Source organism: Providencia sp. PROV004, assembly GCF_011045615.1.
Classification (GTDB): Bacteria; Pseudomonadota; Gammaproteobacteria; order Enterobacterales; family Enterobacteriaceae; genus Providencia; species Providencia rettgeri.
The window spans coordinates 2,016,132-2,035,628 of the sequence record NZ_CP042859.1 but is presented as its reverse complement, the minus strand read 5'-3'; the positions used below and the strand labels follow the sequence as shown (position 1 = coordinate 2,035,628).

At 42.6% G+C, this 19,497-nt stretch carries 22 protein-coding genes; 2 read left to right on the top strand and 20 right to left on the bottom strand.

Annotated features, from left to right (window positions below):
- Positions 1 to 440: 440 nt before the first annotated feature.
- Positions 441 to 653 (top strand): helix-turn-helix domain-containing protein, encoded by a 213-nt coding sequence (locus FVA69_RS08925; RefSeq protein ID WP_094961282.1) that lies wholly within the window; start codon positions 441 to 443, stop codon positions 651 to 653.
- Positions 654 to 684: 31 nt separating this feature from the next.
- On the opposite strand, the gene FVA69_RS08920 is transcribed toward FVA69_RS08925, so the two are convergent.
- The 10 genes from FVA69_RS08920 to FVA69_RS08875 all read right to left on the bottom strand — a co-directional run bounded on the left by FVA69_RS08920 (position 685) and on the right by FVA69_RS08875 (position 14,273).
- On the bottom strand, positions 685 to 2,169 hold the full coding sequence (locus FVA69_RS08920) for a hypothetical protein (protein WP_164528732.1): 1,485 nt from the start codon (positions 2,167 to 2,169) through the stop codon (positions 685 to 687).
- A 225-nt stretch (positions 2,170 to 2,394) separates the two neighbouring features.
- Positions 2,395 to 3,486 (bottom strand): hypothetical protein, encoded by a 1,092-nt coding sequence (locus FVA69_RS08915; protein ID WP_164528731.1) that lies wholly within the window; start codon positions 3,484 to 3,486, stop codon positions 2,395 to 2,397.
- Positions 3,483 to 7,112: a TipJ family phage tail tip protein gene (gene gpJ, locus FVA69_RS08910; RefSeq protein ID WP_164528730.1), complete on the bottom strand. Its 3,630-nt coding sequence runs from the start codon at positions 7,110 to 7,112 to the stop codon at positions 3,483 to 3,485. Before gpJ ends, FVA69_RS08915 begins: the two co-directional genes overlap by 4 nt.
- A 59-nt stretch (positions 7,113 to 7,171) precedes the next feature.
- Positions 7,172 to 7,768, bottom strand: a complete 597-nt coding sequence (locus tag FVA69_RS08905) for a tail assembly protein (protein WP_164528729.1) — start codon at positions 7,766 to 7,768, stop codon at positions 7,172 to 7,174.
- On the bottom strand, positions 7,765 to 8,475 hold the full coding sequence (locus FVA69_RS08900) for a C40 family peptidase (protein WP_164528728.1): 711 nt from the start codon (positions 8,473 to 8,475) through the stop codon (positions 7,765 to 7,767). The genes FVA69_RS08905 and FVA69_RS08900 overlap by 4 nt, the downstream gene beginning before the upstream one ends.
- Positions 8,472 to 9,215 (bottom strand): phage minor tail protein L, encoded by a 744-nt coding sequence (locus FVA69_RS08895; RefSeq protein ID WP_164528727.1) that lies wholly within the window; start codon positions 9,213 to 9,215, stop codon positions 8,472 to 8,474. Before FVA69_RS08895 ends, FVA69_RS08900 begins: the two co-directional genes overlap by 4 nt.
- Entirely contained in the window at positions 9,212 to 9,553 is a 342-nt protein-coding gene (locus FVA69_RS08890) for a phage tail protein (RefSeq protein WP_164528726.1), read from the bottom strand. The genes FVA69_RS08895 and FVA69_RS08890 overlap by 4 nt, the downstream gene beginning before the upstream one ends.
- A 44-nt stretch (positions 9,554 to 9,597) precedes the next feature.
- Positions 9,598 to 13,104, bottom strand: coding sequence for a phage tail tape measure protein (locus tag FVA69_RS08885; RefSeq protein ID WP_164528725.1), 3,507 nt, complete (start codon positions 13,102 to 13,104; stop codon positions 9,598 to 9,600).
- Positions 13,105 to 13,164: 60 nt separating this feature from the next.
- Entirely contained in the window at positions 13,165 to 13,623 is a 459-nt protein-coding gene (locus FVA69_RS08880) for a hypothetical protein (protein WP_164528724.1), read from the bottom strand.
- A 299-nt stretch (positions 13,624 to 13,922) separates the two neighbouring features.
- Entirely contained in the window at positions 13,923 to 14,273 is a 351-nt protein-coding gene (locus FVA69_RS08875) for a hypothetical protein (protein ID WP_164528723.1), read from the bottom strand.
- A gap of 256 nt (positions 14,274 to 14,529) precedes the next feature.
- Between FVA69_RS08875 and FVA69_RS08870 the strand changes: the two genes are divergently transcribed.
- Positions 14,530 to 15,129 (top strand): YrbL family protein, encoded by a 600-nt coding sequence (locus FVA69_RS08870; protein ID WP_164528722.1) that lies wholly within the window; start codon positions 14,530 to 14,532, stop codon positions 15,127 to 15,129.
- A gap of 25 nt (positions 15,130 to 15,154) precedes the next feature.
- On the opposite strand, the gene FVA69_RS08865 is transcribed toward FVA69_RS08870, so the two are convergent.
- The 10 genes from FVA69_RS08865 to FVA69_RS08820 form a co-directional block, all read right to left on the bottom strand.
- The gene (locus FVA69_RS08865) at positions 15,155 to 15,634 is read right to left on the bottom strand and encodes a type II toxin-antitoxin system death-on-curing family toxin (RefSeq protein WP_042848061.1); all 480 of its coding nucleotides are present in this window, start codon (positions 15,632 to 15,634) and stop codon (positions 15,155 to 15,157) included.
- A 12-nt stretch (positions 15,635 to 15,646) separates the two neighbouring features.
- A complete protein-coding gene (locus tag FVA69_RS08860) occupies positions 15,647 to 15,826 on the bottom strand; it encodes a hypothetical protein (RefSeq protein ID WP_042847844.1) in 180 nt (59 codons plus the stop codon).
- Positions 15,827 to 16,086: 260 nt separating this feature from the next.
- Positions 16,087 to 16,323: a DUF1799 domain-containing protein gene (locus tag FVA69_RS08855; RefSeq protein WP_154623732.1), complete on the bottom strand. Its 237-nt coding sequence runs from the start codon at positions 16,321 to 16,323 to the stop codon at positions 16,087 to 16,089.
- 50 nt (positions 16,324 to 16,373) lie between these two features.
- Positions 16,374 to 16,688: a phage tail assembly chaperone gene (locus FVA69_RS08850; protein ID WP_164528721.1), complete on the bottom strand. Its 315-nt coding sequence runs from the start codon at positions 16,686 to 16,688 to the stop codon at positions 16,374 to 16,376.
- The gene (locus FVA69_RS08845; RefSeq protein ID WP_238789300.1) at positions 16,681 to 16,887 is read right to left on the bottom strand and encodes an Ig-like domain-containing protein; all 207 of its coding nucleotides are present in this window, start codon (positions 16,885 to 16,887) and stop codon (positions 16,681 to 16,683) included. Before FVA69_RS08845 ends, FVA69_RS08850 begins: the two co-directional genes overlap by 8 nt.
- A 56-nt stretch (positions 16,888 to 16,943) precedes the next feature.
- On the bottom strand, positions 16,944 to 17,603 hold the full coding sequence (locus FVA69_RS08840) for a phage tail tube protein (protein WP_164528720.1): 660 nt from the start codon (positions 17,601 to 17,603) through the stop codon (positions 16,944 to 16,946).
- 46 nt (positions 17,604 to 17,649) lie between these two features.
- A complete protein-coding gene (locus tag FVA69_RS08835) occupies positions 17,650 to 18,051 on the bottom strand; it encodes a phage tail terminator-like protein (RefSeq protein WP_164528719.1) in 402 nt (133 codons plus the stop codon).
- Complete coding sequence (locus tag FVA69_RS08830; protein WP_164528718.1) at positions 18,048 to 18,629, bottom strand: hypothetical protein; 582 nt, start codon at positions 18,627 to 18,629, stop codon at positions 18,048 to 18,050. The genes FVA69_RS08835 and FVA69_RS08830 overlap by 4 nt, the downstream gene beginning before the upstream one ends.
- A 1-nt stretch (position 18,630) precedes the next feature.
- The gene (locus FVA69_RS08825; protein WP_164528717.1) at positions 18,631 to 18,984 is read right to left on the bottom strand and encodes a hypothetical protein; all 354 of its coding nucleotides are present in this window, start codon (positions 18,982 to 18,984) and stop codon (positions 18,631 to 18,633) included.
- A gap of 2 nt (positions 18,985 to 18,986) precedes the next feature.
- Complete coding sequence (locus FVA69_RS08820; protein ID WP_164528716.1) at positions 18,987 to 19,466, bottom strand: DnaT-like ssDNA-binding protein; 480 nt, start codon at positions 19,464 to 19,466, stop codon at positions 18,987 to 18,989.
- Between the last annotated feature and the right edge of the window lie 31 nt (positions 19,467 to 19,497).

The window sequence follows — 19,497 nt, the reverse complement described above, 5'->3', positions numbered from 1 at the left end:
ACATAGTTATACCGGCTTTTACCCTTCCTCTCGTTAGGATTTATTATCCTACTGCTCTCCCTTCTCTTCTTCCTCTGCTTCACGTTTAGCTTCTTCTTACTCTAATACCCCGATCTAAATATCGATATAAACTACATCACTCAAGTAACGTGTCTATTGACGGTCTTGGGAAGAATGAGAAGAAAACATATATTGAAGAAACACTAGAAGAGATATTTATCGATGGTGATTGGCTTCCTGAAACCCAAGAAGCCGAAGTAGAATATTTTGATAAGTGTTCTAGATGCGCCAACTACTCGAGCTGGCGCATTAGTTTTTATTGTTGCTCTGTTTATAAAATACTTGCTTAGCCTTGTTTCGTTTGAAGCCTGTATTATTTTTTGTAAAATACCCTCTCACCCTAACTAACTTACTTTGCAACTGGACTGATTGAGAGGGATATGGGAAATAAAGCAATCGGCAGCCTTATAAAAAATAAGCGGTTAGCTAAAAATATTTCAACCAAAGAAATAGCAAAAGGCTTAACAGCCTCTGAAAAAAAATATATACAATATGAAAGTGGTGAGTTATCAATATACATCGATGACTTATTCGCGATAGCTAACATTCTTGATGTTAGTATTCAAGAACTACTGAATGCGTATAGTAAGTGAAGCCGCAATAATGCGGCTTTTTTGCACCTAATTACAGCAATACACTATTTTCATCAAGGCCATATTGTTTACGTTCCGCAGCTTCCTGCTCTACCCTCTCTTCTTCCTCTGCTGCACGTTTAGCTTCTTCTTGCGCTAATCGCTCTGCTTCTATCTTAGCGAGTCTCTCTGCTTCAGCTTGCTTTTGATTGTAGAGGGAGTTACTAGGCATGTTTACACGCACGTCAATCCAGTGACCATTCGGAATATCGCAATAGTCGTAATCTTCACGCTCTTCGTTATTTTCATCAAGAAACTCCGGGTAAGTCATTAATCGCTGTGCTTCTAGCATCTGATGGAGGGCGTGTTTTCTATAACGTGTCTCAATGACTATGTCACCATCCGGTAAAACGTCAAAATCAGCCCACACCAACGGGAGATTATTAATTCCATTTGGAACGACTAAGCCGCCATGTATCCCGCCCCACGATGCATCTGAGTGCATACCCAGTGTACCTTTCAGCTTATAACGTCCGGTGCCGAGTTTTTCGAGTTCAACGCCCTCGGATTCGTCATTACTTTCAATATGATCAGCAAAAACCTTAATAACTGGTGATGCAGCTTTTAAGTTACCGTTTGAGTCTTTTGTTGTGTTTGAGCTTCCCCACAAAGTGTTATGTTTGTATGAAGTTGTATTAGCGCTTATTCCAGATGTAATCTTTGTTATGCCTGTATATATGTCCGTCGAAATATTAGTGAAAGTGTCCCCAGTTTTGAACAGAATATTTGGAGCATATCTGTACGCATAGTCCGACCCACCCACTTCAGTCCGCCATATCCTGCTTACTCCAGTTCTGAAATTTTCAATAACAGCAGCTGCATCCCAGTTTCCTGCAGTACCAGCCCCAGTATCTCCCCATCCAAAATCACCGACATGCATTAATGTGCCACTTTTTTCTTGAAGAGTGTGAATATTAAACCTCTCATAGTCCTTTGATGATACTATTGAGGTTTTATTTCCACGGGTCTCAAGCTTAACTAAGTACGTCCCCATTTTGGAAGCAACATCACCTTCAACAGTGGTATTGCCTTTAATATCTCCCCCAGTCTTATCAAACTTCCCATCTAGCAGCCTATCCCTTTCTTTCTCCGTTCTCAGTTGCATTTCAGTGCCGTCAGGTAACACCACTTTAATCACACCGGATTCGGTCATGAGTCGGTTCAATATCATCATCAGTTGATAGCTTTCAGTAACCATCGCTGTTGCTTTGTTAACACCGTCTGATACTGAACCAATCATCGTGATTGAAATAACGTATTTCACATCTGTTAGTGCCACTGGAACAGGAAGGCTCAACGTCATTTGTGTATCGCTTTCCACCGAGCGAATGCTGTTTTGATATATCGTATTGCCCGACTGGATAAGAATAATTTGCCCCACAGAGACTTTCGTCACGCTGTTTTTCCATAACGTGTTTTTACCTGTGATTTTCGGGTCGTTAGCCTTTGTTGAGATAGTGCCAATTTCATAAATCATGGTGTTTCCTTGAATTTTGAACGTAAAAAAACCGCTTGCGCGGCTTATTGATATTCGTTTATTACTTCATACAGTGATGTTGTTTGAACTCATTTTTGTCTGATTGTGTGACCACAAATAATCCTTCACATACTTCGTGCGTAACTGTTACAGGAGATTTGCACGCAGCAATAAGCACGACCATTCCTGCGAATATCGCATATTTCATTTGTTTCATATGGTTACCTATGGAAAAGGAAAATAATCTGCAGCGTCTAGAAAAATAGCGGGTGTTGCGGTTCGGGCTATCGTTTGATTGCCGTGATAACCACGCTGTTGAGAGGTACTGGTTTGAAATAAACTGATTTGAGACTCTCCTAAATTACCGATATTTAAGTCTCGCCACCAGCCTAAACCACCATCGCTGCTGAATATCTCCCCGACCTTTGTCGGTGTGTACATGGGTCGACGAATGGGATCAACGTTAATACCTGAACCTAGCGGTATTTGATTGCCGGGAACGGTAATAGGCCGAGTCATTACGCCCATTTGAGAGTTAAACGTGACTTTCCCTTCTAGATTACGAATTTTCAAACCAAAGCCGGGGGTATCCAGTTGGGCGGGTTGCACATTCGTAAATGCAACAACCCAATACCACGCGGGCGAATAGGCGGTAATATTGGTACTGTTTCGATTTCGGCTAACATAACGCCACCACTTTAACTTTTCCCAGCTTTGTACGTTTGAAGGCTCTAAACGGATAAACGATTTGTTATCGTCGGTGTAAAAGAAAAACACGGCATTTTCAATTGTTAGCCCGGGGAAGGTACTTTCAATGTTAAAGGCATCCGTAATGTAGACCTTGGCTTTATGAGTGGCATAGGCATAACCAAGGGGTGGCGTATTTTCCAGAAAGATAGAACTCCCCATGACTTTTAGCCCAAAACCACTCGCGGTTTTTTGTGATGCGATAGTCGGAAACGCGATAATTTTTGTATAATTAAAATTATGCGTATCACTAAACCCCATTACCGTGACTTTTCGACCATCCGAGCTATAGGCGATCTTATCTTGAGTCCCCGATACATAACGCCTATCCCCGCTTTGTGTAAACGTGACTTCCGCTGCTGTTAAAGAAACCACCTGAAATCCATATCCTTCTGGAATTTCGTTCGGACACGTCCATTTTGATGTTAGCCACCCCCCATCAGGGGAGAGGCCATCATTCGCCCTAACGTAACGAGTCCAAAGGTTTGTCGCTGGAGCGGTTCGTTCATTGAACACAAACTCACTGCCGTCTAAATTCCGAATTTTCAAGCCATACAAACTATCAATCATAAGAACCACCCTAACTCTATGATGTAGATGTTTTTATACTTAAAGTAGTCGCCTTTACTGTTTCGAATAACGGAGTAATCCCCCTCATTACTGTTTGTCTCAAACACACTGTTTTGCATATCAATACGCATTCCAGATTTGCCCGGCACATAGTTAGGTGAGCGCATGTCAGTTTGAACAACAATACTGCCAATCATAGCTTTGTTAATCAGTGCTTCGCTAATAACCACTTGCCCGTTAATAACGACAAATGCCGGATCTAACTTGCCGCTGGATGGATTAAAAATACCGAAGGTATCGGCACTAAAACCAATTTGAGTAACGACTTGCCCGTTTTTAACGCTAGCCCCTATTAGCATTTTGGCATCATAATATTGGCCGTTGTACATCACCGCAGTTTTAAACGAAATAACAGAAGAAGCATTACCTTGATAGTCCACCTCTGTTTTTGCCATTTTCTCAATCGCTGCTTGAGTCTCTCCGTATTGGGAATTAAGCCGCTCAATAGACTGTGCAAACGTTAACTGATTATTAGCAACCGTCTTATCCAGTCGAGTGATTGAGGATTGAATTTTTAACTGCTCAACCGCTTGGTTGCCATATTCCGCTGTCAGCTGCATCCCCACTTCTGCTAATGAACTTTCAGCATTGGTAATTGTGCGTGCCAATTGATTAATTAACGCTTCATTATCATTAAATCGGGATTCTGCTGTTTCAATATGCTTCGTCTGTGTCTCATCGATTTTAGCAATCGCCTCTGACTGATCCGTAATACGGGCATCCATCGGTCCTAATTTGTCATCAACTTGTTTAATCTCAGCTTTGACCTGTGAAATATCTTTCGCTGTTGACTCCTCAAGTGTTGATAATGACTCTTGTACTTTTAGAACAGCGGATGAGGTTTGCTCGTAGTCGGTTTTAACTTGCTGCTGCCAACGTGCTAGCGCCTCCTGGTCTGATACTCTCACTTGTTCAAGTCGGAATATTTCAGATTTACGCGTGCCCTCTTCTTCGAATAAGCGCCATGAGACTTGATTTAACATCATTGTGTTGTTAAGTGTCGCTTCGGCTGCTTGCTCAAGTTGCAGTTGAACATTCCCTTGGTTGAAGTCGATTTGCTCTTGCATGATTTGACCGGCTTCATTGCTGAGGAACTTATCGCCAACCGCGCCCAGAATACCCTCAACATCCGTTGATGATTCACCTAAAACAAAGCTTGTCCATTCCGATTGATTACCGCTCTTATCCACCAGCCTTGCACGAAAATAGAAGCGCACACCCGCTTTAAGGCCAGACATACGATAAGATTTGAGAGGGTAAGGCACATCCGCCAGCAACTGCATAGAATCAGCGGTATTTTCAGGTGAATACTGCAGTTCTGTTTTGAGTGAATCACTGGTATTTACATCAAAGCCCCAATCCAATGTAATACCCCAAACCTCTGAGGTCGCACGTAGATTAAGTGGCTTCGGTGGATTACCTTCTTTACCGTTTAGCTGGGTTTCTTCCGCACTAGCCCACACGCTGGAAATTTCAGATGCATTAATTGCACGTACGCGAACTTGATAACGCCCGGCATAAATACCATTAACTTCAAAACCCAGCGTTGATGTACGCGGGGCATTTATCCAGTTACCGTTATCTCGACGCCATTCAGCTTCATACGCAATCGCACTTTCAGCAGCTTCCCAATCAACACGCAATGTGGTGAATGCAATACCTTGTTCTACTTGTGAATAGGAGGAAATACGCACGTTTTTCGGTGCTGGCTGCACATTGGGCGGGATAACTGTAATTGGCCGCTCATCAATACGCGCCCCTGAGTCAATATGGTCATAATTGTCAGGGTTATGAATGGTACCGTTAATGGTGTAGGTATTATCACCATTAACGCTGATGTTAATGACCCGGTACAACTGGATCGCTAAGTCGTCAGAGTCCACTACCCACACAGCTTCTTTTTGGGGTACTTGTGAATACTCAACAGAAACCGTCACCACCTTTTTATTTACGGCTGTAACTGTTCGCCCCTCTGAACCGCCATTGGGTAAGTTTACAATTAAGCGATCGCCGGCTTTAATTGAGGTGGTTCTATCGAGGGTAATTTTACGCCCCTCTACGGATGAAATACGACCACCCGTATTGCGACCCGCAAGTGATGAGTCAGCAACAGCAATAATATGACCAGGAGAAGGTATTGCGCCCTCTAACCCCGTTGCAAAGGAAATCATGCGGTCATTGGCATTGGTTAATAATGCCCAGCGTCCACGGCGATTTGCTTCGCTTCGACGGGTACACCCAATAGCGGATAACTCCACCTTACGCACAGTCTTGTAACGTCGCTGAAGCTTTAAATCGACTACGGGCTCAATATCATCATTGCTGTGGTTATTAATATCCGTAAAAGAAACCAGTGCTTGTGTATAGCGATTCTGAGTACTGCCACCTGAATAAGAGGGTTTACCGCCCACAATATTCGCATTGGTAAAAGTACGGAAAATACTGGCAGGCATATCAGCAACCGCTTTGACTTTATTGTCCGCCCAGAACGTCATGCCACGGAAAATCGCCGCAATATCACGCAGGACGGTATAAGCCGACTCTTGCGATTGAATATACACATCACATAAAAAACGAGGCTCTTTACCGTCACCACCATGTCCATCTGGAACTAATTCATCACAATACTGTGCAATTTTATATAAGTCCCACTTTTCAACTTGTGACGCTTTAATGCGGTCACCGCAGCCGTAACGGTTATTGAGTACCAGATCATAAAATACCCATGCTGGATTATTGGTTGCCGCTAATTTAAAGGTGCCATCCCATACCCCTGAATAGGTCCGGTTAATGGGGTCATAATTCGTTGGTACCTTAACCAACAAGCCTCCTTTTGGGCGCACGCTGACTTTAGGGATCCGGTTATTAAATTGACGGGCATTAAAAGTGATAAATAACAGGGCCGTATTTGGGTACCGCAATTTGGCGTCTATCACTTCCGCAATCGCAGCAATATTAATCCGATCCGCAATGCGTGCATTATTCTGGTTTTTCGTTAAACGGCGAACACGAACTTGCCAACCTGTAGAAGCCTTGGGTAAATCAATGCGGTGCGTTCTTGGGTACTCGCTGGTGGTCTTACCGTCAAAGGCGGATTTAACCACTTCTTTATAGCCAGCCCCATCCGTGGAAAGCTCAATAACATAATCGACATGATAACCTGTGGTATCACCGTTATCGTGTTGCTGGAGAAATTGAGGCACAGACAAGCGAATACGGATCGCCGATAACTGGGTATTATTGACCGTTCTTACATATGGCTGATCGTCTTTTAATTCCATCCCCACCGCAATTTCATTATCAACGGAAGGGATACCTTGAATATATTCCTGATGTTCACTACCGGCACGAAATTCCCACGTCACACCTTCAAAGTTTTTAGAGCCATCTGCATTACCGATTGGGGTATCATCAAGAAAAATACACGTATCATCTAACCCACCAGCAATTTCCCCTTCAGAAATAGCAAGCAGTAACTTTGCCGTTGATTCTGCTAATAGGCTGTCTTTTTGCTCTACGGGTGTCCGAGGTTTGGAACTCCCACCTTTCGCGCCTTGAATTCTCATATTTCACCCATAAAAAAACGGCAATTAAGCCGCTATTTAACATAGAAAGTTGATGTAGTTTATTGCTGATCTTCGGTGTATATTCCTGCAGAGATAATTGCGCCACCGATTTCGCGTCGGTCTAGCCCATAAAATAACGGTACTGGATTGCCTTGGGCTGTGGTATTGACTGCGCCACCAAAGGCATACGATGGTTTATTATCCGCGTCTTGGCGTATAGATAAACCACGCGGTTGTGGGGACAGCATCTGAACGACACCGCCAATTGCCATTGCAGCTCCACCTAGCATTAAAGCGCTATTGGTGGTAGCTGACATAGCTAAAAATGCAGGGTTCCAGACCGCAAGCCCAATCATAGCGATACCCAGTACTGTTTGGAAAAATCCCCCGCGCTTACTCCCTTTTATTACCGGTGCAATGCGAATTTCTTCGCTGGTATCTAAATTCAGCTCATCTTCGCTGATATTGCGCTTACCTTTAAATACCGCGAACACCAACCCTTTAAGGTGTGCATTTGCAAGGAATTGCTCAAAGCCTTCATAGAGCACTGATAAGGCTTTGATTGCTTCACCAGGAGAGTTAATCGCTAATTTATGCTCCCGTCCAAACAACGTACCGAGTTGGCCATACAGCCGAATAGTTTTGAGCTCATTCATACCAATTCTTTCCTCCGAACAATTTTAACTGTCCTATCACGCCAATAATCGCTGTAGTGGACAAGTCGACTCAGTTGGCCATATAGATGGTGAAGTAACATGCCGTCGGCTATCACCCCTGCATGGTTTGGCACATCGGCTTGTACTTGCATGATAATCATGTCGCCTTCTTTCGGATCGCCCGTAACATCAACAAAACCCGCTGTCTGGTAATTATCCATATACAAATTTTCGCCCTCTTCCCACCAGTGCCTATCGACGCTGTAGTTATGTAGCTCAATACCGTGTTTTTGTCGGTAGTAGTCCATAATTAAAGACCAGCAATCTGCATGACCCAGCACAAATGGACGCCCTTCCAACTCGCGTTCTACTCGAGGCTGAATGAGTCGAATATCCCCTTCTGGCCATGATGCGATAATCCACGGTAACCCCGAGGCATCACACTGTAACTTATCGATTTCGCTCGGTTGAGTCGTAGCGCCATCCCCGCAATGGCTGTGCACAATTGCAATAGGCTCCCCCCAATCTTCAGCAATGGCATAGTCTTCGGGTGAAAGTTCAAAATGGTCATTGGGATTATCGGAAAGGTTACTGCAGGGGAAGTATTTTTTGACTCGGCTTTTTTGGCAAATAACACCACAGGCCTCTTTGGGATATTCCAACTTAACATGCTGAAATATCGCTTCGGTTAATTTCTTTGTGATCATCGTATTAATCCTGCTGCAGGGAACCCTCCAAAATCTAAAGGCTCATTTTCACCAAAACGTTTTTTACAATCACTGATTAGCCCACCGCATTTATCTAGTGATGGATCATCGACAGGCTCACCCCGTTCATTGAAGTATTTATTACCCGAATAGGAACACCCATTACCACTACGGTAATCCCCCTTCATACACCAGAAACAGAGATTATGGATTTGCCGAACAGGTATCATCATCCCCTGCAAATCGAACGGACTCGCTAATCTGAACTCAACTGCATCCCCAGCAACTTCACTGGTTTTTTGTTCAATATAGTAAACCTGTGAAAAATGCTCATCGGGGTTAGCCGTTGGGTTTTCTTCAGCGTAATTTCGACTATCTAAATAATGCGAAAATGTTTCGTAAATCGTTACTTTCGCTTGTGCCATATCGTCAAACTGCAAACAAAGCGAAGAGACCAACCCGTCAATATTTGAAACTTTTAATAGAGGTTTCGTTGGACTTCCATCACTGTTTTTGGCAACACCTTTAATTTCATAAGCCCAAGCCGCATATTCGTTACCTTGCCACCAAATTGATTTGGGCCGTATATCATCCGTGATTGCTTCAAGCTCTGCTTCCGTGTGTGGTAAGTTATAAGCATGAAAACGAAGAATGGGACCGTCAAATTCGCTGCCATCGATTTCAACCAATTGAATGCGGTTGCCGGGCTCTAATTTTTGTACATCAGAAGTGATATTCATGCACTAAACGCCTGTTCAAATGTTGCTGATATCGTAATAATTCGACCACCAGCGGGTTTCATTGAGATAGAATCAGCTTTCACTCGATACAGCCCTTTCTCACCTAAGGGTGATATCCAGATAAAAGACGTTGTTGTGTGTTGTCGAATGAAAGTTAAAATAGGAATAACATCAACTTTTAGCCCTGTATAGGTAATGGGCCATGACTGCGATTCGGGGTTAATGCCATCCCCCGCAACCTGCTTATACCCGTCGCCAAACACCACCTCTCTAACTCGATGCCTAAACTCACCTACGGGTGAATCCTGAACCTGAGTTCGCCACTTAAATTCATCCATCACACATGCCCCAATAAAAAAGCCACCGTGCTGGTGGCCCTTGATTAATATCTGTTACCTGTAATGGCTTTGACTATTTTATACAGATCGCCACCTTCCTGCCCTTCACTGACCAAAAGCTGCTTAAGCTTACTTGTCAGGGATCTTTCAATAGAATTTAAGTCAATATTAGAAACAGTATTTTGTTGCTGCACTTGCCCCGCCTCAACATTAATACCGCCAAGATTAAGGTTAACATTAACGCCACCAGCGCCTTGCATTCCATACATACGCTGAACAGGTACATTCGCCATAGGATGATTGTTTCCAACGTATCCACCAGAAGCATAGCCCTTTTCAGCGCTTTTCATTAATGACATTAATGAGGTAATACCTAAACGACTTGTGGCTTCTTTTGTGAAAACAAACTCACCTTTATGGACAACGCCTGCAGGTTCGTACTTGTCACCTGCCCCCGTAAAACCACCACGCGCAAAGCCCGGCTTAATACCTAAGAAGTTACCAAAGCTAGTACCACCAAATGCTGCTGTCATCGCCTTTAGTGCTGCAGCCTTTATCAGCATATCGGTAACCATCCGAGCAAACGAACGCCCAAAATCACCAAAATTAGCCTTGCCTGTCATAGACCAATCCGTGAGAGAATTAGTCATCCCAACAAAAGCAAACTGCGAAGCTTGGGCGACTTTTCCATAAGTGTTGGTTGCGTCTTCTTCAAACTCCGCAAAGCCCTTTTTGATACCGTCACGCCAGTTTCCCCGAAGTTCATCTTCCTCACGGTAAAACTCTTCTAACTTGGCTTTTTGCTCAGGTGAATCCGCCTTTTCTAATGCAATATTACGCTGGTATTGTCTATCGGTTAATCCTGCGCTGCCTTTTAAAGCCTGAATACGATTCTCAATCTCTTTAATACGCTTGGCTCTTTCCTCAAGCAGCTTGTTTTCACGGTTTTGCTTTTCTAAAGCATCACCTTTAACTGCAAGTTCACGCTGACCAGACAAAATAGACTCACGTCTCATTAACAGTGATTTTTCATCAGTCGTTAATTGACGCTCACCTTTTTTAACGATCCTATCCAAGATAGTGAATTGGGCCTCAGTAAGCATAAGTTGCTTACGTTCGTTACTCACAATGCGGTCACCTGTTTGTGAGAAATCACGAGCCACTTTTGTTTGTGCCTCAAGTGCTAAAAGCTGCTTTTGGAGATCTTCATCGTGGCGGGTGCCATAATCAGGGTGAAAAGATGAGCCTTTAGGTACTTTTTTGTCTTTATTTCGTTCCTGAATCCCCCTCCTAGCAGCCTCAATATCCTCTTGAGTAAAAAGAGATGCTCGACCTTCTTTTGCGTGCCGTTTATTTTCTAGAATTAATCGATTGAGCTCTTTTTCTTCCTCATTGCGACGCTGAGCAGCTGTTTGGCCTTGCTTAACTTTAGCGTTGAAAATCTCTTGGTTCTTAATCGCCCTTTCTTCATCTTGTCGAGCCAATCGCTCACGCTCAACTTTTAGCCCATCTGCTGCCCACGCTTTGTCAATAAGTTCGTAGGCTTGTGTTTTGAGTTCAACTTCACGCTCAGCATTAGCTAAACGTTCAGCATCTTGTTTTGTATTTACATTGTTTCCCTCATACCCTTTAGAATAACCGAGAGTTTTCTGTAATTGATTATACTGTTTTTGGGCTTGCTGAAGTTCAGCAAATGCTGTCTGTCTATCCAATGCAAGACCTGGATTTCGCCCCACCCCTAGCATCGCATCCCAGCCTTTAGTCGCTGCGTTCTCAATCCAATTCCACGCACGCTCTAAAGTGCCAAGATTATCGACGATAGACATAGAACGTTGATTCATTGCCTCGGCATAGGCTTTCGTTGCAAGTTCTGCCGCTTTTTCAGTACGTCCTTGTGCTTCTGCCGCTGCAATTTGCTCATACTGCTTAGCGGTTAAAAAATGCAACGAGTTATTTAACTCCGTTACCGCTTTAACTGGATCATCTTTAAGACGTTTAAAGTGCTCAATCGTTTTATCAATATCCTGCCCGACTGCTTTTTCCATCTTCGCAGAGATATCAGCAACAATACCAACTTGATTTCCTGAGAATGCACCAGAACCCACCACTTTCGCTAATGCGTCGGCCATACGATATTGAGTAATGCCATTACCAGATAGCTGTTTAGCCAATGAATCAAGTTGCGAAGCGGTTTTTCCTGCATAACTCCCCGTCAAAATAAACTGTTTATTGTACTCAGTGAATTCTTTCGAGCCTTTATAAGCTGCACTCACTAATGAGCCAGTCACTCCCACCAGCCCTAACATTGCAATTCGCATTGGTGTAATTAATGACAATACCGCTTTAAATGAATTCCCAACACCACCAAAGGAGTCTTTAATCTGCCCGCCTTGCTGAACCATGACCAGCCAAATAGGCATACCTGAAGCTAATGACGTCACAATATCCGTCATTTGCATCGGTAATTGCCGCATAGCATTACGATACTGCCCCAATGTAATAGCGCCATTGCGGTAGGCCTGATCTTGCTGCTTTAACTTCGCTAAATACGGTTCAGCCTGTTGACTCACACCTAATTGAGCCGCTTTCATTTGTAGCAATTCAGATTTTGTTTTACCTATTGCGTCCGCTTCATTTTTCAACGCCTGAATAAAGTTTTCTTTAGTTTGAACCTCCCTAGCTTCAGCCGCTGCAGCTAGTTGTTGCTCTCTGGCTAACTCTCTTGCCGCTTGAGCTGCTTGTTTTTGCTCAGAAGCTAGCCTTGCGGTGCGTTCTTCCTGCTTTTTCATTTGGGTAATGATGGGTGCTGCTTCTTTTGAAATCCCCATCTGAGCGGCTTTGTACGACAACATTTCTGTTTTACTGGCGCCATACAGAAAAACTTGCTCATGTATTTTTCGTAGGAAGGAATCCTTTAGAACAGAAAGTTCTTTTTCAGCAACGGATAATCCATTGGTACGATTGGTGATATCTTCAAGTAATGCTTGATACCGCTCGGTATCAATGTTGCCTTTTTGGTATACTTGGGTCAGATTTTCTCTTATTGCGGTCAGTTTTGCTGTAGACCCCGATACTTTTTCAATACTTTCAATTTGCCTCGCAAACGAGTCAGCAACTTTTGTGTTCCCGGTTTCGGTCTCTCTGACTGCCTTTTTAATCTGATTTTCCAGTATGGCAAAATGTACACCACTAATTCTTCCACTTTCATACTGGCTGTTCAGTCTTTTTAGGATCTCTGCAAATTGGCTACTCGCATCACCAGCTTTCTTTATGGATAGAATTTGGTCTCGTAGTGATGAGGCATTTTCCTTATACTTCGCATTCATAGCCTCAACAGCTACTGCAGTTTCCTTTTGTCTTTGGGTTAACTCGGAAATAGAACGGGCTGCCGCTTTATGTGCGGGTTCAGATTGTTTAAATGTACTATTTAACTCATCTACGGATTGGTCTGTTCTGCTGGCGGCTTGTTGTAAATCATTTAGTGCTTTAGAGCCTTTTTCGAGCTCGCTAGTGCTGACCTTAAATGAAATACTGGCTATTTCTTGTGTCATAACTTTCCTCGGGTACAAAAAAACCACCCGAAGGTGGTTATATGTGACTGTGGATGATTGTTACATCGACCATTTCAGTTTATTGGGTTCATACTTAAATTGCATCATGCCTTTACCTAAAATAGGGAGCTCTATATATAGGATTTTTGCGCCAGATAATTCTGTTGCAAAATTACGCATTCCAATAACAAATCCCAAAAGCTGGTTTGTTTTATCGAGCTCAAATAATAGCTCTTTAATTTCGCCGTTATCAGCTTTCATTAGGCCAGAACAGATATCCCCTACTTTGCAATCAAACTCAGCGCCATTTAGGGAAAAGTGAAAATTATATGCTTCTTTATTGTTATAGCCTTCCGCTATTAACGTTATTGCTACACCTTCATTATCCTTCTCTGGTGCTAAGCTTGCAAAATACTGAGTAGTTCCTCGCATTTCATCAACTTTCTCAGAATACTTCCAATCGGCAACAGCCCCAAACCCAACAGAGCAAAGCAATAGTCCTAGTAGTAGTTTTTTCATCCCAGCCTCGTCATTTAGTTTTCACCGATCTAGTATGATGTGAATTCCCAGTAAAGTAAAAAAGCAGAACACTAAGTTGGAACTCAATCATCGGTTTTTTTTATGGCTTCTAAAGTGCTTTTCTCTATGACGAATTCTAAAAATAATACTGAAAGACCAAATTCCAATCCCCATTAATAGAACTCCAATGATGATTAAAACTAAACCTAATGTCTTCATGTTATCCATGCACTCAATTAGCATCAGCCAAACATAAATTCCACCAGCTGGTGGGCATTCAATTGAAACAAATCTCCATTCTATTTGTACTCTGACTTATACTGTTCAGCGATAACACTATCATTAGCTTCAACACAGTTAAGCTCATACAATCCGTCACTAGCCCAAAGCTTAGCGCGAAATACACCAAAACTATTTCTTTCGATTACAGACGGATAACTCCCCAAATCACTGAGTAACTTTCTCATCGTAGATACACATTTATTGAATGTGACTATACCTGTCGAATCGTACACTAAGCGAGGATTAAGCATCTCAGGATTAGTACCAGAAAGAACCATTTCATGAAGTTCATCAGCCGTATAAACAGGCTTAGAATTTACAACAAAAGTACAGCATATAAGAGCTATAAGCATTAGTAATCTATTCATAGCAAGTCCAAGATTTAGCTTAAGATAGCCCTATGTTAGGTTAATGTTAATAGATAAACAATAAAAGCCATTGAGATAAGCAACTTTTCACTATCAATTAGTATCAGTAATATTGGCTTAGCGGGAGTGCAAATTGAAGCAAACACCGAACTTACATTTCATAGCAAAAGTAAGTACAATGCTTTACTTAACCAAAATCTGATTAATATATAAACCGACACAACATCTATATCGCATTATGAAAGCGGCTATTGGTATGAACAGACTATTTAACAAAGGAATTTATCTTCCCCCATCCCTTCTAATTGCATCAGGTCGCCAACGTGCATGTTATCAACACCCTGATTATTCTGACCTATGTATCAAGGTACATCATAGTGATCGTGATGATAAAGAAACATTACGAGAAGTCCGTTATTACAAGTTATTGGCTAGAAAAAATAAAAACGTAACCACTGTATCTCAATATTATGGAACACAAGAAACAGACCGTGGCCTAGGCTATATATTTCAATTGATAAAAGATAAAAATGGGAATACATCTCAAACTTTAGATTATTACCTGAGCAATAAAAGCGTTTTTCTGAAACATAAAAGCAACATGAAAATTGCGTATAGTGAGTTCAAAAAGAAAGTTTTCAGTGAATCCATCGTATCGATGACTCTAAAAACTTACAATATTGTTTATCAATTAGGACACTCACCGCATGGAAGATTTTTTATTATCGATAACTTAGGCTCAGCGAATCTAATCCCTCTTGACTATTTTTCTTCGACATTAGCTAAATCGACACTAAAGCGCCGATTCTTGGATTTTGAAAAAAGACTATACAAAGACTACAAAATAAAACTTTAGGCAATAAAAAACCCACCGAAGTGGGCTAATCTAATTTGAATCTGAATATAGAGCAATATTCAATGCCTATTCGCTCTTTACAGAGTTGCCTTGAATCAAAATCTCTTGACCAATTACACAGCCAACTGTCTAGTTCATCAAGTGAATATTCTTTAGTGGCTAATCCGCGAGCCATTTCAACCACTTCATCCTCTGGAGCCGTTAATTCATAACCATTAAGCAATAAAAAAACGTACCCTGCCATCATTGCTGTTCGTTTGTTAGCATTGGCAAAAGGATGATTTTGTATCAGGCTTTCAATTAATACTGCAGTAAGAACAAACATGTCATCTGTCTGCTCATAATATTTCACTTGGCTTGGTCTTGATTGGGATGAGCTAAGGTTATTGAAGTTCAATACTTCGATAGGCTCATTGGGAGTTTGCAACTCTATCAATGTTCTATTGATGTTTATTAGGTCATCAATAGATAGATAGTTAATCCCTTCGACAAACTCCCCTGTGATGCTTATCACTCACTATACCTTAGCTAATTTTTCCATGGCTTTTTCATAGCGAGCGAAACCAAAATCAAAAGCATTCTTGACTTGATTATCGTGAGAACATTGCTCGCTCATGGCAGCTTTTGGCGCTGCAATTTTACTTTTGTCACGAGCAGGTATATTCAAGCGATTAGGCTTTTGCAGTGCGTGACCCATATTAACCTCGTTATAAACCAATGAGTTATCAACTTCATCTAGGTATACGGTGTGTATTACCTCTGGTTATAATGTAAGTTAAGTTACATTAAGTCAATAGCGTTGCTTGTATTTTACATTATCATACGTATAATTCGCGCCCCGCGAGATTGCCATGTTATGGTTTTGGCTGCAACAGAATCCCTCCCATAACTAACCTACCTAAACCCACCCAAAACACTGTATACATATACAATTATAATGTTTAAGGCATTACTGCCCTATTTTTTATGGATCAATTCTAAAGCTTTTGACTCCATCAGTTGAATATCTTTAATCACGGTTGCCAGATCACAAATACCGTAAGCGCTGGCCAGCATGGGAATAACGGTATAATCAATCCCAGTAGGACCATCCATACTGACCCGCCATTGTGTTGATAGCGCTTGGAATAGCGTGACTGAAGCTTCAATATCTGGGGTAACCTCAACATCATTGTCATCAAGATCCCCCAGCAAATCTAATTCAATCGCTGACAGTGGCTTACTGTAAAGTACCTGCGCAACCGCTAGGAGTTTTTTTCCCGAATACCTAAGAGCGCTTGGCGATAGGACGTAAAAATCTCGAAAGCTGCCCCCGGGTAGTTATCGAAAAATTCTGCCACATTATCGTGGTTAAACTCGCGATCTTTAAATCCCCACCCTTTCGCAATTTGAAGCAAAAATCCTGTATCGGTTAGATCGTCAGCTTTCCCCATCTCATCCAGTTCACTCATTTTTTTGTGAACGAATACAAACGGTAAATCACCTTGCTTACCGTCAGGTGTTGTGATTTTCACGGTGTGTTCAAATGTGGGTGTTGGGTTGTAGGTTAACTTAGCCATTATTCGCCTTTTCATTAATCGTAATAACTGAATTGACTGTCACATCGTCAACAGTGGCAGTGATAGTCACTTTGCCCGCGGCTTTCAGTGTGACTTTACCTGCGGTATTCACAGTCGCTTTTGCGGTATCAGAGCTCTTCCATGTCGCATTCTGATTGGATGCATTAGCAGGTGTTAAGGTGAGGTTGAGTAAAATCACCTCTCCCACAACACCTGTGGCAATCGGTTTATCAATTGTGAGCTCAGATACCGGGATTACTTTGCGTGGGCGTAGACGGACTGTTTAGAACGCAAAGAGAAGCGAACAGTCGTTGTTTCAATTTCGTTCACCGCCGTATCAGGGATTTCTTTATACGAGGTCGATGCCAAATAATAGCGATCTTGCTCGGCGCGTTTATTATAAAAACGCACAGCCACCAGCGATTTACTTTCATCATAATCCAGCAATAAGGCATGATGTTTAGCATCGGCGTTATAAGCTAATGTGTAAGTAATGATGTACGGGTTCTTAAAGGTATCAAGGCTGATTGCCTGATCATCCTCAAGAAACTGAATGCTGGTGGACTGCTGGTCGCCCCCTTCAATGCCCACCGTCGTCACACGCTTGATTTGCGTCCAACCCGTGACCTTCTTGATAGTACCTATTGCTTCTTCTGCTGGATATTTAGATTTATCCGTACTGTCAAAGCCTTCAATGGTGATATTGCTGGCTGCAACCGTTTTAACCCGTTTAGGGCCATTTAAATTACTCCAGCTGTCACTGATGATCACAACATCACCCGCTTTAATATCGCCCGCGCTTGCAACAGTAAGAACAACCTCACTGGCATTCGATGCTGCAGTAATCGCGATTGCTTCACCATATCCACTGGACACCGAAACAGTAGAACCATTAGGAATGCTATATTCCGCCATAATGAACCTCTTTATTTATGCATAAAAAAACCGCCAGCTGGCGGTGTTATCGAACTGAATCACATCGATAGGATGTGCGTATGGGAATGGTGTAGTGGGTATCCCCCACGAGAGGGGGTAATTGATTTGGCTCACTGTTGAGATAAAGGGTTTTGGTCAGTGTGAGCCCATTTTCAAGCTGAGCTTTGATGTTATCCGCAACCAGGCTTAATTGTTCATCACCGCTCCCCACCTTACCCACAATATTAATTTGAATGACCCCTTTTAAAATCGGCATATCGAGCGCTAGCCCCATATTCTCCGTTGTCGCTGGCAAAATATGCATTTGCAGATAAGGGGAATTAATCTCATCAAAAGCCATATTAGGCCATGCCACCTTTAACCCCGCTTGCTTCGCAATTTGAGCCACCAGCGCACGTATTGACTGATTAATTTCGGATTGCTTCATGATTTCACCTCAGCAATAGCCTCTCTAAAAAACTGACTCACATTCTGTGCAGTGATAGCCACCATGCCATTCGGGGCTTGCTTTGAATGGCCCATTTCTAACGGGTAAGCATAGGGCACATTATTGGTAAAGTAGATAGCACTCATGCCTACCTTAAAGTGCTCAAGCACATAATTCCCCATAGAGACGGTCATGCGGCCTGATTTATCAATTCGTCCTGTCTCACCGTCCGCAGGTGTATCAAACGTCACTTGCCAATTTCCCCGAAAACGTCCACCGGTATAACCCGGAGGGGCTTTGATATCCATGGAGTCATTGACACGCACGCGCTTTTTTAACTGGCGTTTCTTCGGGGTAAGGTTATTAGGGTCTTTCCTAAGTTCTTCATTGTGTTCAAATACTGCTTGGTTATAACTGACTGCCGTCTGGTTGACTTCCCAGAGTTCAGGATTACCGACAGGTGACATTTGAACCAGCTGAGCCAAAATTTTAAACCCCGTTTTCTTAACAACCGCTTCCATGTCTGCTTGGGCACTATCAACAAACAAGTTAATTGAACGCATAAATGATTGTGACATGTCACGCCCTCAATTGAGATTGATAGCAAATCACGAGTTCAGCAGGTTTAATTGGGTTAGGCTCTTGAACACGCAACCACACGCCGTCAACGAATACCCGATCCCCTTTCTGAATAACTGTGGCGGGTGAAAAGACCATTTTGATATCCGTCGCCAGAATAAGCGTCCCGTCAATATCATGAGGTTTGTATTGCACCTTAACCCCTGTGACGAGAAACTCGGTTTCAGCCTCGTGGTGCTCTTTACCCGTCTCATCATCAACCCAGTGTTTGCCATCTCGTTTAACTTGGTATGAAGCACCGTATTTATTCAGCATTCGCAACGCTGTGTGGTGACCACGCTGATAGATATTCATGGCTACCTCATTGCAAAAGTATTAATGGCGAACCCCTCAGAGATATCAATCAAGCCCGATAACAAACCTTTCAACCAAGCGAAATTCGGTGTGCCTGTATTGGTGCCTTCCGCGTATTTCAAATCAATTGCACCCTCAATACGTTCCGCAATGATTTCCCCGCCTAAAGTGGGTTGTAGGTCGTTCTCTTGAGATTCGATTGCTAAGCGGCATTGGGCTTGGATAACTTGCCGGGGGATAATTTCACTTGAAACCGCAATACCATCACGAATTAATCCCGTACGTGGAAAAGATAACGGCTGATGAGCATCGGTTCGCTTACCTAACCACTTTTGGGATTCAAGATAATCCATGGCCACAATGAGCAATCCTTCCAACCCCTCATTAGGGAGCGTTAACTGCCTTGCTGAAGCATAAGACTTTAAATCCGCGACGCTGGCATAGCTGTTAAAGGTCAGGGAGGTTTTATCTGAATCAATCATAAGCCCCTCAAAATAAGAAAGGGGCATTACA

Bases quoted from the DNA above. Each gene is read 5' to 3' on its own strand.
- FVA69_RS08925 (WP_094961282.1), top strand. From the start codon at position 441: ATGGGAAATAAAGCAATCGGCAGCCTTATAAAAAATAAGCGGTTAGCT.
- FVA69_RS08920 (WP_164528732.1), bottom strand. From the start codon at position 2,169: ATGATTTATGAAATTGGCACTATCTCAACAAAGGCTAACGACCCGAAA.
- FVA69_RS08915 (WP_164528731.1), bottom strand. From the start codon at position 3,486: ATGATTGATAGTTTGTATGGCTTGAAAATTCGGAATTTAGACGGCAGT.
- gpJ (WP_164528730.1), bottom strand. From the start codon at position 7,112: ATGAGAATTCAAGGCGCGAAAGGTGGGAGTTCCAAACCTCGGACACCC.
- FVA69_RS08905 (WP_164528729.1), bottom strand. From the start codon at position 7,768: ATGAATGAGCTCAAAACTATTCGGCTGTATGGCCAACTCGGTACGTTG.
- FVA69_RS08900 (WP_164528728.1), bottom strand. From the start codon at position 8,475: ATGATCACAAAGAAATTAACCGAAGCGATATTTCAGCATGTTAAGTTG.
- FVA69_RS08895 (WP_164528727.1), bottom strand. From the start codon at position 9,215: ATGAATATCACTTCTGATGTACAAAAATTAGAGCCCGGCAACCGCATT.
- FVA69_RS08890 (WP_164528726.1), bottom strand. From the start codon at position 9,553: ATGGATGAATTTAAGTGGCGAACTCAGGTTCAGGATTCACCCGTAGGT.
- FVA69_RS08885 (WP_164528725.1), bottom strand. From the start codon at position 13,104: ATGACACAAGAAATAGCCAGTATTTCATTTAAGGTCAGCACTAGCGAG.
- FVA69_RS08880 (WP_164528724.1), bottom strand. From the start codon at position 13,623: ATGAAAAAACTACTACTAGGACTATTGCTTTGCTCTGTTGGGTTTGGG.
- FVA69_RS08875 (WP_164528723.1), bottom strand. From the start codon at position 14,273: ATGAATAGATTACTAATGCTTATAGCTCTTATATGCTGTACTTTTGTT.
- FVA69_RS08870 (WP_164528722.1), top strand. From the start codon at position 14,530: ATGAACAGACTATTTAACAAAGGAATTTATCTTCCCCCATCCCTTCTA.
- FVA69_RS08860 (WP_042847844.1), bottom strand. From the start codon at position 15,826: ATGGGTCACGCACTGCAAAAGCCTAATCGCTTGAATATACCTGCTCGT.
- FVA69_RS08850 (WP_164528721.1), bottom strand. From the start codon at position 16,688: ATGGCTAAGTTAACCTACAACCCAACACCCACATTTGAACACACCGTG.
- FVA69_RS08840 (WP_164528720.1), bottom strand. From the start codon at position 17,603: ATGGCGGAATATAGCATTCCTAATGGTTCTACTGTTTCGGTGTCCAGT.
- FVA69_RS08835 (WP_164528719.1), bottom strand. From the start codon at position 18,051: ATGAAGCAATCCGAAATTAATCAGTCAATACGTGCGCTGGTGGCTCAA.
- FVA69_RS08830 (WP_164528718.1), bottom strand. From the start codon at position 18,629: ATGTCACAATCATTTATGCGTTCAATTAACTTGTTTGTTGATAGTGCC.
- FVA69_RS08825 (WP_164528717.1), bottom strand. From the start codon at position 18,984: ATGAATATCTATCAGCGTGGTCACCACACAGCGTTGCGAATGCTGAAT.
- FVA69_RS08820 (WP_164528716.1), bottom strand. From the start codon at position 19,466: ATGATTGATTCAGATAAAACCTCCCTGACCTTTAACAGCTATGCCAGC.